We start from the raw sequence: 14,529 nt of genomic DNA, 5'->3' as shown, positions 1-14,529 counted from the left end.
CATAGATTGTGTAACTGCTAGAAAGGGGTGAAAAGATTATGAGTTCTACGTTAATGAATTTAGTCCCGCTTCTATTAATGTTTGCGATTTTCTATTTCCTTTTGATTCGCCCACAACAGAAGCGTCAAAAGAAAACAAAAGAAATGCAAGCAAGCCTAGAAAAAGGGAATAAAGTTGTAACTATCGGAGGAATGCACGGTATTATCGATGCAATGGACGAAGGTACAATTACACTCCGTACAACTGACGGTACAAAAATGGTGTTTGATCGAGCGGCTATCCGCGAGTCAATTACGGAGTATAGCAAGTAATAAGAAGAGCGTCCTCAGGAAGAGGGCGCTCCTTTTCTATGCTTCGCGATGATTTCCTCCTTTAACATTAACCCCTATGATTCCTCCAAGGACACAAATGAGACCATAGCCTGCATGGTAAAGCAGTTGTTCGAGGTTCATGTTTACACGATATCCCAGATATTGAATGAGGAAGAGTAGGATAATATACATACAAGCTGTTCCGCCGCCAAGCAGCCACCCGCGCTCGCCACCTTTACCGCCGGAAATAAAGCCTCCAATAAAGAAGGCAATCACAGTTGCCACAACAATGAGCGGATTCATTCCTTGCTCTGATACCGAAGTAAAACGAAGAATTAATGAAAAAAGGACGCTAGTTGCAAGAACAATAACAATAATTGTCAGTAAGCCCGATCCCATACTTGAGAGCGCATGTTTGGATCTCATTTTCATCCCCCTTATAACGAGATAGTTTGTACATTGTATTCGACGAAGAATGAAATAGAAGTCTATTCATGAATTCGGACAGCCCGTCATACGATGTTAGAAACAGGACAGGGAAGGGGCAGTATGGATTGGACATGATGATTGCGCTCACCATATTTGTTCTTGCTTACATAGGGATTATTACTGAAAAAATCAATCGTGCGATCGTGGCCTGTGGTGGCGGATTACTTATGTTACTCGGGGGAATTACAACAACGGATTCAGCGTTTATGAACCACGTCGATTGGAATACAATTGCCCTGTTGTTTTCCATGATGATTCTCGTTTCCATTACGAGTCAAAATGGGTTATTTGAATACATTGCGATTCATCTTGCACAACAAGTCCAAGGAAAACCCTTGCCACTTCTTGCTGTTATTGGCACGTTAACCGCGATTGGATCTGCGCTATTAGATAACGTTACAACCGTTCTTCTTCTTGTTCCGATTACACTTACTCTGACAAAAATATTAAAAATTACAAGCACGCCATTTTTAGTAACTGTCATCTTAGCCTCTAATATAGGTGGCACGGCGACATTAATCGGTGACCCGCCAAACATTATGATTGGTCAAGCGGTTGATCATCTTGATTTTAATGATTTCCTCTATAACCTTGCCCCAGTTGTTGTCGTCATTTATGCGGTCATTATTTCAGCACTTCTGTTTTTCTTTCGAAAGAGACTAACTGTAGATGATGCGCATCGTCAGTCTTTATTGAAAATTGACGCCAATCAGTATTTAAAAAAAGGACCGCTGCTTTACAAGTCTTCAGCTGTTCTACTAATGACAATAGCAGGGTTTCTCCTACATCCCATCCTACATACTGAATTGACAAATATAGCAATGGCTGGCGCTGTTCTTTTATTATTGATCACTCAAAAAGAACACAGGGTGGAAGAAGTTTTTGAATCGATTGAATGGGTTACGCTATTTTTCTTTATGGGACTTTTCATTCTTATTGGTGGACTAGAGGAAGTAGGGATAATTGATGAAGTTGCCAGGGCCATCCTGTTATATACAGATGGTGATTTGCCAAAGACTTCTCTTGTGATTTTATGGGGGGCTGGTATTCTCTCTGCCTTTTTAGACAACATTCCTTTTGTAGCAGCCATGATTCCTGTCATTACAGAGTTTTCGGGCTATGGGATGACAAATCTTGATCCGTTGTGGTGGTCGCTTGCTCTAGGCTCTTGCCTAGGTGGGAATGGAACCTTGATCGGAGCATCCGCAAATGTCGTTGTAGCTGGGCTAGCGCTTAAAGATAAACAAGAAGTGAAGTTTATTGATTTTCTTAAAATTGGACTACCGGTTGTTTTTCTTTCGCTTATTATTAGCACTGTCTACATCTATTTCAGATACTTACTTCCTTATTACTAGGGAAGTTTTTTTGTTTTCTGAACGTCTCATCCATTTCCAATACATTCCCTCATGTAGAAAGGAAAGCTGGTTAAACTATATAAAACAAGCTCGAAGGGAGGGATTAAGGATGGAATACATGACAATTATTTTAAGAACGCTCGTCTTATATTTTGTTATTATTTTCGTTTTTAGAGTGATGGGGAAACGGGAGATCGGCCAGTTAAGTATTCTGGACTTTGTAGTATCTATTATGATTGCTGAACTTGCTGTCATGTCTATAGAAGACCCACAGACACCAATGTTAAATACAATGGTTCCAATGGTGGTACTTGTATTAATACAGATCTTTATGGCTTTTGTGTCGCTAAAAAGTGAAAAAGTACGTGAAATAGTGGATGGTAAACCTTCCGTGTTAATCGATCGCGGCAAAATTGATGAAACTGAAATGAAAAAACAGCGCTATAACTTTGATGATCTTCTGATTCAATTGAGGGAGAACAACATTGCATCTGTCTCAGATGTAGAGTTTGCAATCCTAGAACCTTCTGGGAAGCTCTCGGTTATTAAAAAAGAAGAAGATAACAAAAAAGAAGAGCCGGCAACCTTAATGCCTCTCCCTCTCATTCTAGATGGCAAGGTTCAAGAGGAACATCTTGAACGAATTGGAAAAACAGCGCTATGGCTTAGACAAGAACTTAGAAAAGTGGGCCATAAAGATATAAAGCGGATTTCATTTTGTTCTCTCCATAAAAATGGAAGTTTTTTTATTGATTTAAAGAATGAGAAAAAGTAACCGTAACGGTTACTTTTCCTAGGTGAATTTAGTTAAACATTCAGCGAATAAATTTACCAACGAAAGGCATTCTTCTTAAATCATGTCGATTAATAAGTCCAAGCGCTAGTAAAATCACAAAATAAATGATTGAAGTGACAGTGATTGCGAAAATCGTTCCAGGTAAGTCAGACGAAGAGAAAGTTTGATAAAGAAAATGGCCGACGATTCCAGTTGCAAGAATAGATGTCACGCCTTTTAAAAAATCACTTATTACGAGTGAAAAACCGATTGCTTTTACTAAAGTAGCGAAGTGGAGAAGGGTGACGAGAAGAATACCAATAACAATGGCAAGTGCAGCTCCCATAATGCCTAACTCAGGTCGAGATGCAAGAAAGAAGATGGCGAGCAGTTTAACTCCAGCGCCAATAAAACTATTGATCATAGCAGCCTTAGCTAAATCTAATGCTTGAAGAGCGGCTGCAAGCGGCCCTTGAAAATAATAGAAGAAAAAGAAAGGGGCCATAACTTGTACATAAATGGCGACATGAGGAGCGTTGTACATGATATCCATTAGAGGAACGGCAAAGATGTAAGTGATCACAACCGAAAGGCCACCTGCCACCATCGAAAGTCTAATCGCTTGACTTAACCGATGTTGAATTTGTTTATACTGCTTCTGAGCATGTGCTTCACTAATAGCAGGTACGAGAGAAACTTGTAGAGAATAGGTGATAAAGGTTGGAAGAAACAAAAGTGGGATCGCAAGTCCGGTTAAGTGACCATACTGTTTCGTAGCAAGCGTAGTAGCAACTCCTGCAATCGCTAGACTTCTGGCTACCATAATTGGTTCGAAAAAATAAGATAAAGAACCAATGAGCTGGCTTCCAGTTGTAGGTAAAGATATACTCATTAAGTTGTTAAAAGTTTCTCTGCCGCCTTTTAAATAAGTGAAAAAACCGCTTCTTACTTTAATTCGCTTCTTCATTTTGAACATGGAAAACATGAAAAGAAGTGAAGCCAGTTCTCCGAGAACGACAGAAATCATGGCACCAGCAGCAGCAAATTCGACCCCATATGGTAAAAAGGCTCCTGTAAGAACTGCCACGAGGCAAATGCGTACGATCTGTTCAATGACTTGAGAGTAAGCAGAAGGCCTCATGTTTTGTAACCCCTGGAAATATCCTCTTAACACTGATGAAAGGGCCACGATGGAGACAACTGGAGCGATGGCAACAAGGGGATAGAATGTCCGTTCATCTGTGAACACCTCTTTTGACAAAAAAGGAGCTGCAACGATCATCATCGTCGTAAAGATAACGCTAAGAACGGTTGTAATGGAAAGGGAAACAATTAATATCTGTTTAATCTTCTGACGATTCCCTTCCGCATCTGCTTCGGCTACCATTTTTGAGATTGCCACAGGAAGCCCCATTCGTGTTAACGTGATCGTTAAAATTAAGGTAGGTACGGCCATCATATATAGACCGACACCTTCTTCTCCCATCACACGAACCATCACTATACGGTTAATAAATCCTAATACCTTAGTGATTAAGCCAGCTAAGATGAGAAACAGTGTCCCTCTAAGAAAGGTTTGCTTTGACATATACTCCCTACTTTCTATCCAGAATACACCTGAGAAATTGTAGAAAAGTCTAGATATTTTTTATCACTATGTATATGCTTATTAGGGGACAAAGCATGACAGGCATATAGGAGTGTTTTAATGAAAGAAGAAATTAAACAGTTTGTTGTAGAGAACCTTAGTTTTCTACCTCAGGAAGTGATTGTCGTTGTGATTTCTGCACTTCCAATATTAGAGTTAAGGGGTGGAATACCTCTTGCGTATACGTTTGACTTTTCATTTTTTAAGGCTTTCTCACTGAGCCTTTTAGGAAATGCATTGCCGATTATTCCGTTACTTCTTCTTTTTCATCCTTTAAGTAATTGGTTGATGAAATTCAAGATCTATAAACGGTTTTATGATTGGCTCTACCACAGAACGATTAACAAAAGTAAAAACGTTGATAAGTATGGCGCAATTGGGCTGATTTTGTTCACCGCTGTCCCGCTTCCGACGACAGGAGCCTATAGTGCGTGTGTTGCTGCAGCTCTGTTTGCCATTCGTTTTAAATATGCCTTTCTATCCATCCTAACGGGTGTCATTATTGCAGGACTTGGAGTAGGAGCAGCAATTTATTCGATTTTTTAAGTTGGATAGGCTAACGCTTGGTTGATTATTAATGATTGGAAGAGAATAATAAGAGAGGAGACCAAGGGATGAATGATTGGAAGAAAGAAGTATCCCCAGCACTTGAAAGTAAGCGAGATGAATTTCTTTTGTTAGGATACAGTGGTGCGACGATGGATGAAATCTGGGAGTGTCTCCTTGCACGTTTTGAAAAAAACAATGAACTAGGAGAAATGAAATTGCATCAATTGGTGAACGAAATAATGCGTTTATCCGTCAACGAATATATGAATTGGTTAACCATCCACGCCTATAAGGGAACAAAAACCTTTGAAAACACGGTTTAAAAAGACTGAAATTGACAGAAAAATTCATCATTCGATATAATAGTTAGTATTGTGTGTTAAGCGATTTACATAAGCAAGAATGTTGGGGGTTTAGAGAGGAGTTTTTTTATGGTGAAAAAAGGCCGGATCGTAGCGTTCTTTCTGATCGTCCTTTTGCTAGGCGGGTTAATTGGAACAACCGTCATGGGTGTTACAAAAGACATTAAATTAGGGCTTGACCTACAAGGTGGATTTGAAGTTCTTTATGAAGTAGAACCAGCTCAAGAAGGACAGGAACTTAGTCAGGATTTGTTAAACAGTACAGTAAGTGCCCTGTACAAACGTATTAATGTACTTGGGGTTTCAGAACCCCGCATTACAATCGAAGGCGATGATCGCATTCGCGTGCAGCTTGCTGGAGTGAAAGACCAGAATCAGGCACGTGAGCTATTGTCTACCCAGGCGGAGTTAACGTTCCGTACGACGGACGACAAAGAGCAGATGAGTGGTGCGGATCTAAAAGAAGGAGCGGCGAAGGTTGTATTTGATAACAATCAGCCAGTCGTTCAAGTAACATTAAAAAAACCTGAGCAATTTGCTAACATTACGCGAGAAATTAGTCAGCTGCCTCCACCAGATAATCGACTTGTCATCTGGCTTGATTATGAAGAAGGCGATTCATATAAAGAGGAAGTAACAAAACCAGCTGATGAGCAGAAGTTCATTTCAGATCCTGCTGTTAATCAAGTACTTTCTCAAAATACCGTCATCATATCTGGACCGCCATTTCAGTTAGAAGAAGCTGAAAATTTAAAAGACCTATTAAATGCAGGCTCGTTACCTGTAAAGCTTGATGAAATTTATTCAACGTCAGTTGGCGCGCAGTTTGGGGAGCAATCTCTCGATAAAACAGTAATGGCTGGATTTATTGGAATCGGCTTGATTTTCTTATTTATGCTGTTTTACTATCGTTTGCCTGGGGCAATCGCTGTCGTTACGTTAAGCGTCTATATCTATCTCATTCTTGTTGTGTTTAACTGGATGCATGCTGTGTTAACTCTGCCGGGAATTGCCGCATTAATACTCGGTGTCGGGATGGCAGTTGATGCTAACATCATTACTTATGAACGGATTAAAGAAGAATTGCGTTCAGGTAAATCGGTTATGTCAGCTTTTAAAGCTGGAGGAAGACGATCCTTTACAACGATTTTTGATGCGAACATTACCACTTTAATTGCTGCTGGTGTTCTATTTGCATACGGGACAAGCTCAGTTAAAGGATTTGCGGTTATGTTAATTACAAGTATCGTCGTTAGCTTTTTGACTGCCGTGTGGGGTTCTCGGATTCTTCTCGGCCTATGGGTCAAGAGCAGGGCACTGAATAAGAAGCCCGGACTTTTTGGCGTAAAGGAGAGTGAAATCGATGAGCTCTAAAATAAGAGACACTAAGTTTGATTTCGTTAAACATCGGAATAAATTTTTTGCGATTTCACTTGCATTAATTGTTCTTGGTGGTTTAGCAATTGCGATCTTTGGGTTAAATCTTGGTATTGATTTTTCAAGTGGTTCTCGTGTGGATCTCCAATCAGATAACAAGCTCACAACAGAAGAAGTGAGCCAAGAATTTGATGATCTTGGATTTGCTCCTGAATCCGTCACGCTTTCAGGTGGCGGTGATATGGCAGTTGCTGCATTTAAAGATGAGCTTGGAAAAGATGAGATTGCCATAATTAAAGATCATTTCACAGAACTGTACGGAGCTGAACCTAATATTAGTACCGTTTCCCCGGATGTAGCTGTCGATTTAGCTAAGAATGCTTTCATCGCTCTTGCTATAGCATCTGTTGGGATTATTCTCTACGTGGCGATTCGCTTTGAATGGCTGCAAGGTGTCGCAGCGATTGTGGCGCTATTTCATGACGCATTTTTCATTATTGCTGTATTCAGCATTCTACAGATTGAAGTCAACATTACATTTATTGCGGCAGTGTTGACCATTGTTGGTTATTCCATTAACGATACGATCGTGACATTCGACCGCATTCGTGAAAATATGAAATTCGAGAAAAAAGTAAAGACGTTTGAAGATGTGGCACGTGTGGTGAACAAAAGTCTCGTTCAAACGCTTGCTCGTTCGATTAATACCGTTCTTACGGTTGTGTTTGCGGCCGCTGCTCTAACAATTTTTGGTGGAGAAGCAATTAGACCATTCGCGATTGCACTATTGATTGGTCTCGTTGCCGGAACATACTCTTCTCTCTTTATTGCCTCTCAACTTTGGGCAGTGTGGAAAGGAAAACAGTTGAAAAAGAAAAAATTCACTCCTGCTGAAAGTGAAGTATAAGATATAGGATACTTTAGGAAGGAAAGCCATGGCCTAGGCCATGGCTTTTCCATGTTAAAGTAGGGTGTGAGATCCTAAGATCAGGGAAAAGCTATATGAATGGAATGGATTTGTAAGAGGTGGAGAAATGAATAAAGAAGAACGATTTCGAAAAGCAGAAATTGCAGCCATCGTTGGTATTCTGGGAAATATCTTACTAGCCGTATTAAAAGGGGTGATTGGTTCCATTTCCAATAGTCGAGCTCTTATCGCAGATGCGGCACACTCGGCATCCGACGTTGCTGGCTCTTTTGCGGTTTTTATAGGTTTGCGGGCAGCGAAACTCCCTCCGGATAAAGATCATCCTTATGGTCATGGAAAAGCGGAGTCAATCGCAGCTATTATCGTGGCTGTTTTGTTATTACTCGTTGGAGTAGAAATTGGCATCAGTTCTGGGAAAGCGATTTTTAATCCAATCGAGGCTCCAGGAACACTTGCGCTGTATGGTGCGTTAATTTCAATCGTAGTGAAAGAAGTAATGTTTCAATATAAGTTCCGATTGGGTAAAAAGATAAATAGCGATGCGCTAATCGTTAATGCATACGAACATCGCTCAGATGTTTATTCTTCGATAGCGGTTTTAATTGGGATAGCGGGAGCCATTTTAGGAAGTAAGCTTCACTTACCATGGCTTATTTACGCTGATCCAATAGCAGGGATTTTTGTTTCAGTATTGATTGCAAAAATGGCTGTGAAGCTTGGATATGATTCCATCCACACAACGCTAGATCATGTTTTACATGAGGAAGATACGTTAGAGTATAAGGAAGTTATTAATGGTATGCCGGGCGTTGTTAATCTCGACGAGTTTTATGCTAGAGAGCATGGGCACTATGTTATTATTGATATTAAGTTAGGTGTAGATCCTGATATTTCTGTTAAAGATGGCCATGACATTGGTAAGGCAGTAAAGGAACGCCTTCTTAAAGAGGAAGAGGTTCATGATGTGTTAGTGCATATAAATCCATATGAACCAAAGGAAAAAAAGAGCTAACGGATTAAGTTATTGAAGTAGAGGAGGTAGATTAAAATGAAGGGACAGTGGGGATTAGTTGTAGCACTTTTATTTGCCCTTATTATTGCCGTTTTTTCTGTTGTGAACGTAGATCCAGTTCAAGTCAATTACGTGTTTGGTACTTCCGATTGGCCACTTGTGCTTGTTATATTAGGATCAGTATTGATGGGAGCCATTCTTGTCCTTGGATTCGGGATGGTAAAATATTATAAAATGAAAAGAGAACTTAAAAAGCTGCAAAGAGAAAATGAGAAGTTAAAATCTGAGCCGGTTGCTTCCGAAACAAAAGCGGTGCACACGCCACTTGATGGAGAAGCAATGGATGAAGGAACAGGAACTGACGGGGAATAAAAAAATGTGAAAGCCTTGATTGTATCAGGGCTTTTTTTAGTGTGAATAAACGCACCTGAATAAGATTCCTCTTCTTGAACTATGGTCAAACCTTTGTAAACTATATATAATGAACAGGTTAAGAGGTGATTCGATGTTAAGGTCTAAAACGCGCTGGAAACTAGCTGAAACAGATGAAACAAGCATTGATCGGCTCCAGAGTGAACTTGGTATTTCTCGACTTGCTGCTTCGCTTTTAGTGAATCGAGGTATCAGTGGAGAAGAGGAAGCAAGAAGATTTTTATATAAAGAGAACTTAACCTATCATGACCCGTTCTTAATGGACGGGATGAAGGAAGCGGTTGAGAGAATTCAACGTGCAATCGCTTCTGAAGAACGCATTCTAATTTTTGGGGATTATGATGCAGATGGAGTGAGTAGTACAACCGTATTAGTTTACACGTTACGTGAGCTTGGTGCGGCTTTCGATTACTATATCCCCAATCGATTTACAGAAGGATACGGCCCGAACGAAGCGGCCTTTAGGCAGGCGAAAGAAGACGGTTATGAGCTAATTGTAACGGTAGATACCGGTATTTCAGGAGTCCATGAGGCTGAAGTTGCAAAGGAAATAGGTGTTGATCTCATCATTACTGATCACCATGAGCCACCACCTGCACTTCCAGATGCTTATGCAACGATTAATCCAAAGAAACCTGGTTGCCCTTATCCTTTTAAGGGACTAGCAGGTGTAGGTGTTGCCTTTAAACTATCCCACGCCTTACTTGGTCGGATTCCAGGACATTTACTAGAAATTGCTGCTATGGGTACAATTGCGGATTTAGTTCCTCTTCAAGATGAGAATCGTCTTCTTGCAAGTGAAGGGATCCGAGCACTTCAAAATTCAAGCAAACCTGGAATTAAAGCGCTTTTGGACGTGTGTGGCTTGAAAGGTCAGGAGTTAAACGAAGAGCACCTTGGTTTTGGAATAGGCCCAAGGCTAAACGCGGCAGGACGTTTGGATAGTGCAGATCCCGCTGTTGAACTACTTACAACAGATGATCCGTTGCTAGCAGAACAGCTTGCCACTGATATCGATGCTCTGAATAAAAACCGTCAAGAGCTTGTAAATACGATGACGAAAGAAGCGATCGAAGAAGTTGAAACGAATCATTTAAGTGATGAAAACAATCGCGTTCTCATTATTGCGAGAGAAGGATGGAACGCAGGCGTCATAGGGATTGTCGCCTCTCGACTGGTTGAGAAATATTACCGTCCAACGATTGTAATGAGTATTGATCGAGAAAAAGGTGTGGCAAAAGGTTCCGCTCGTAGTATCGAAGCGTTCGATATGTTTGCGAATCTTTCAGAATGTAGAGATATCCTCCCCCATTTTGGTGGACATCCGATGGCGGCGGGAATGACCATTGACCTAGAATACCTCGATCAATTGCGATCAAGATTAAACAATCAGGCTTTGGAAAAATTAACGGATGAAGATCTAACTCCGCTTACCAAAGTTGATCTTCACTGTCATGTAGAAGATGTAACGCTCGAAACGATTGAAGAAATGAATCTTCTAGCGCCTTTCGGTGTGAGTAATCCGAAACCAGTTGTGATGCTTAAAGATGTTCATTTATCGCAAATACGACGAATTGGTAGTCAGGACAATCATTTAAAGGTGGGACTTGAGGAAAATGGCTCAACGCTTGACGGAGTAGGCTTTCATTTTGGCTATGCTTTTGAAGAAATTGCCTCAAGAGCAGCTGTAAGTGTGATTGGTCAGCTCACTGTCAATGAGTGGAACGGACTTCGAAAACCACAAATTTTTGTGAAAGATATTGCAGTCAATGAATGGCAGCTTTTTGATTACCGAGGCATACGCGATTTAACGAAACGCCTGGAAACACTTCCTCTTGATAAGCTCGTTATGGTGGCTTTTCAAAATAACACGGTCACAAAACTTGGTCTTGATAACTGGAAGGATTATGTTGTGACTAATCCTTCAGAACAAGACTTATCATTTGAGGAAAAGTATGTGATGCTGCTTGATCTTCCTGACCTAGAAGAAGAGCTTGTAAATCTATTTCGCTCAGGCGGTTTACCAGATCGTACGTATGCAGTATTTGAACATGAGGAAGATCATTTTTTCTCAACCCTACCGTCACGGGAAGATTTCAAATGGTTCTATGCTTTTTTAATGAAAAAAGGGAGTTTCCATTTACGGGATGCTGAAAAACTCGCCAAACATAAAGGATGGTCAAAAGAAACGGTCCCTTTTATGTCAGAGGTGTTTTTTGAGCTAGATTTTGTTACAATGGATAATGGACTGATTTCACTAAATCCACAATCTGTCAAAACGGAATTAACTTCTTCTAAAACGTATAGGAGTAAGCTTGAAAAGGCAAAGCTCGAAAATGATTTTTGCTATTCCTCCTATCATGCTTTGAAAAGTTGGTTCGATCAATCAGTTAATTGTTTCAATAGCACTGAGGAGGCCATTAAGTAAATGAATTATAAAGATTATATCGCAGTGGTTGAAGATTATCCGAAAGAGGGTATTCGTTTTAAAGACATCACTCCGTTAATGCAAAACGGCGAAGCTTATCGTGGAGTCGTAAATGATATTGCGGATTTCGCGAAAGATAAAAATGTTGATGTTATTGTAGGACCAGAAGCAAGAGGATTTATCGTAGGATGCCCAGTTTCATATATCCTGGGTGTTGGTTTTGTGCCTGTTCGAAAAGAAGGCAAATTACCACGTGAAGTAGCTAAAGTAGACTATGGTCTTGAATACGGAAAAGACGTCCTTACGATTCATAAGGATGCGATTAAACCGGGGCAAAGAGTCTTAATCACGGATGATTTACTTGCTACAGGCGGTACGATTAATGCGACAATTGAACTTGTAGAAATGCTTGGAGGAGTCGTAGTAGGACTTGCTTTCATGATTGAACTTTCCTATCTTGAAGGTCGTAAAAATCTTGATCGTCATGATATCTTTACGTTAATGACATACTAAAGACTGGAGTGTCCGAATTACCGGACGCTCTTTCTCTTTATGAACCTTTATCAAGGTGATTTTGGTATGAACAAGTGGGAAAAACGACATTTTTCTCTTAATCTCTTTACATGCTGACTTTTTTTAACGATAATAGAAGCAATATACCAACAGTAATCAAGGTGATTTGATGACGATAGAAGAAGTGATGGAAAGAGCGGAGCAGTATTTGTCTGAAGACGATCTCTCCTATCTTAATAGAGCATATGAATACGCGCGAAACGCACATGAAGGCCAGTACCGTAAATCGGGTGAACCCTATATTATTCATCCTATTGAGGTTGCTGGCATTCTTGTGAATCTTGAAGTGGACCCCGTTACAGTTGCAGGGGGCTTTCTTCATGATGTCGTCGAAGACACTGACGTAACGCTTGAGCAAATTTCTGATGAATTCAGTCCTGAACTCGCCATGCTTGTCGACGGCGTAACAAAACTGAAAAAAATCAAGTATAAATCAAAGCGTGAGCAACAAGCAGAAAATCATCGTAAAATGATGATTGCCATGGCACAAGATATCAGGTGCATTCTCATTAAACTGGCAGATCGTCTTCATAACATGCGGACATTGAAGCACATGCCAAAAGAAAAACAGATGCAAAAGGCAAATGAGACACTTGAAATTTTTGCGCCGCTTGCGCATCGTCTTGGGATTTCCACCATTAAGTGGGAGCTGGAGGATACAGCACTTCGCTATTTAAATCCACAGCAATATTACCGTATTGTGAACTTAATGCAGAAAAAACGAGCCGAGCGTGAAGGATTTGTGCACGAAGTAGTGGATGAAATTCAAGAACGTGTTAAAGAAGTGTCTATTGACGCGGAAATTTCTGGTCGTCCCAAACATATTTATAGTATTTATCGCAAAATGGCTAAGCAACATAAGCAATTTAATGAAATTTACGATTTACTAGCGGTCCGTATTGTCGTAAACAGCATTAAAGATTGTTATGCTGTGCTAGGTATTATTCATACTTGCTGGAAGCCTATGCCAGGGCGTTTCAAAGATTACATCGCTATGCCAAAAGCAAATATGTATCAATCGCTTCATACGACTGTTATTGGTCCAAAAGGTGATCCGCTCGAGGTGCAAATTCGAACTTCTGATATGCACAAAGTTGCGGAATACGGGATTGCTGCGCATTGGGCCTACAAAGAAGGCGACGAAAATCAAGTGAATAGCTCTTTTGAGAAAAAGCTTTCTTGGTTTAGACAGATCCTTGAATGGCAAAATGATGTATCTAATGCAGAAGAATTTATGGAATCACTTAAGATTGATTTATTTAGTGATATGGTATTTGTTTTTACGCCTAAAGGAGACGTTTTTGAGTTGCCAACTGGCTCGGTGCCTCTAGATTTCGCTTACCGTATTCATACCGAAATCGGTAATCATTGTATTGGTGCCAAAGTGAATGGCAAAATGGTACCACTCGATCACCGATTAAAAACCGGCGATATTGTTGAAGTTCTCACTTCGAAGCACTCTTATGGTCCTAGTAAAGACTGGCTCAAAATTAGTCAAAGTTCTCACGCTAAGAATAAAATTAAACAGTGGTTTAAAAAAGAAAAGCGTGAAGAAAATGTAGAAAAGGGCCGTGAACTAGTAGAAAAAGAAATTAAAAACCATGGTTTTGAGTTAAAAGCTGTTCTTACAGCAGATAACATAGCGAATGTATCAAAAAAATTCAACTTTACAAGTGAAGAAGATATGTATGCAGCAGTTGGTTATGGTGGAATTACCGCTGCGCAAATTGCGACAAGACTGACAGATAAAGCTCGTAAAGAACGGACGAAAGAGCAGGAAGAAGAGTTAGCGAAGTCCATTATCGAAGGTAAGACACATACACCTTCACGTCCTCCGAAGAGAGCAGAATCTGGTGTGCGAGTGAAAGGGATCGACAATCTGCTCATCCGTCTTTCACGATGCTGTAACCCTGTTCCAGGTGATGATATTGTAGGATACATTACTAAGGGAAGAGGAGTATCGATTCACAGGAAAGACTGCCCTAATGTAAATGAAGAGAATGGGCAGGAGCGTCTTTTAGAGGTTGAATGGGAAAGTGACTCTCCCAAAAATTATAATGTGGATATCGAAATCAGCGGATTTGATCGCCGTGGGCTTTTGAACGAAGTTCTTCAAGCTGTCGCTGAAACTAAAACGGATATGACGTCCGTCTCTGGTCGATCAGATAACAACAAAATGGCTACGATCAGCATGACCGTTTCGATCCGGAATACCGCTCATCTTCAGAAAGTCGTTGAGCGAGTGAAGCGCATTCCAGATATTTATGCTGTGCGCAGAATTATGCAGTAA

General features: G+C 40.4%; 12 protein-coding genes and 1 pseudogene. 11 read left to right on the top strand and 2 right to left on the bottom strand.

The window, feature by feature from the left end; all coding sequences use genetic code 11:
* Positions 1 to 38 precede the first annotated feature (38 nt).
* Complete coding sequence (gene yajC, locus PQ511_RS05555; RefSeq protein ID WP_273850922.1) at positions 39 to 311, top strand: preprotein translocase subunit YajC; 273 nt, start codon at positions 39 to 41, stop codon at positions 309 to 311.
* A gap of 36 nt (positions 312 to 347) precedes the next feature.
* Here the strand turns inward: yajC and PQ511_RS05550 are convergent, their stop codons facing one another.
* On the bottom strand, positions 348 to 737 hold the full coding sequence (locus PQ511_RS05550) for a TIGR04086 family membrane protein (RefSeq protein WP_273850921.1): 390 nt from the start codon (positions 735 to 737) through the stop codon (positions 348 to 350).
* Positions 738 to 865: 128 nt separating this feature from the next.
* Here PQ511_RS05550 and PQ511_RS05545 point away from each other — a divergent pair, with 128 nt between their 5' ends.
* The gene (locus PQ511_RS05545; RefSeq protein WP_273850920.1) at positions 866 to 2,155 is read left to right on the top strand and encodes an ArsB/NhaD family transporter; all 1,290 of its coding nucleotides are present in this window, start codon (positions 866 to 868) and stop codon (positions 2,153 to 2,155) included.
* Between the two features lie 109 nt (positions 2,156 to 2,264).
* Positions 2,265 to 2,930 (top strand): YetF domain-containing protein, encoded by a 666-nt coding sequence (locus PQ511_RS05540; protein ID WP_273850919.1) that lies wholly within the window; start codon positions 2,265 to 2,267, stop codon positions 2,928 to 2,930.
* A gap of 40 nt (positions 2,931 to 2,970) precedes the next feature.
* Here PQ511_RS05540 and spoVB read toward each other — a convergent pair whose 3' ends face one another.
* Positions 2,971 to 4,518, bottom strand: a complete 1,548-nt coding sequence (gene spoVB, locus PQ511_RS05535) for a stage V sporulation protein B (protein ID WP_273850918.1) — start codon at positions 4,516 to 4,518, stop codon at positions 2,971 to 2,973.
* 120 nt (positions 4,519 to 4,638) lie between these two features.
* On the opposite strand from spoVB, the gene PQ511_RS05530 reads away from it, so the two are divergent.
* From PQ511_RS05530 to PQ511_RS05490, 8 genes and pseudogenes are all read left to right on the top strand, one after another.
* The gene (locus PQ511_RS05530; RefSeq protein ID WP_273850917.1) at positions 4,639 to 5,124 is read left to right on the top strand and encodes a COG2426 family protein; all 486 of its coding nucleotides are present in this window, start codon (positions 4,639 to 4,641) and stop codon (positions 5,122 to 5,124) included.
* 68 nt (positions 5,125 to 5,192) lie between these two features.
* On the top strand, positions 5,193 to 5,450 hold the full coding sequence (locus tag PQ511_RS05525; RefSeq protein ID WP_273850916.1) for a post-transcriptional regulator: 258 nt from the start codon (positions 5,193 to 5,195) through the stop codon (positions 5,448 to 5,450).
* A gap of 108 nt (positions 5,451 to 5,558) precedes the next feature.
* A pseudogene (gene secDF, locus PQ511_RS23645) lies at positions 5,559 to 7,773 on the top strand (protein translocase subunit SecDF).
* A 127-nt stretch (positions 7,774 to 7,900) separates the two neighbouring features.
* Positions 7,901 to 8,806, top strand: coding sequence for a cation diffusion facilitator family transporter (locus PQ511_RS05510; protein WP_273850913.1), 906 nt, complete (start codon positions 7,901 to 7,903; stop codon positions 8,804 to 8,806).
* Positions 8,807 to 8,842: 36 nt separating this feature from the next.
* Positions 8,843 to 9,178: a LapA family protein gene (locus PQ511_RS05505; RefSeq protein ID WP_273850912.1), complete on the top strand. Its 336-nt coding sequence runs from the start codon at positions 8,843 to 8,845 to the stop codon at positions 9,176 to 9,178.
* 133 nt (positions 9,179 to 9,311) lie between these two features.
* Positions 9,312 to 11,666, top strand: coding sequence for a single-stranded-DNA-specific exonuclease RecJ (recJ, locus tag PQ511_RS05500; RefSeq protein WP_273850911.1), 2,355 nt, complete (start codon positions 9,312 to 9,314; stop codon positions 11,664 to 11,666).
* Positions 11,667 to 12,179, top strand: a complete 513-nt coding sequence (locus tag PQ511_RS05495; protein ID WP_273850910.1) for an adenine phosphoribosyltransferase — start codon at positions 11,667 to 11,669, stop codon at positions 12,177 to 12,179.
* Between the two features lie 187 nt (positions 12,180 to 12,366).
* Complete coding sequence (locus PQ511_RS05490) at positions 12,367 to 14,529, top strand: RelA/SpoT family protein (RefSeq protein ID WP_420541663.1); 2,163 nt, start codon at positions 12,367 to 12,369, stop codon at positions 14,527 to 14,529.

Source organism: Guptibacillus spartinae, from assembly GCF_028610625.1.
GTDB lineage: Bacteria > Bacillota > Bacilli > Bacillales > Guptibacillaceae > Guptibacillus > Guptibacillus spartinae.
This window is presented reverse-complemented; position numbering and strand designations above follow the sequence as displayed.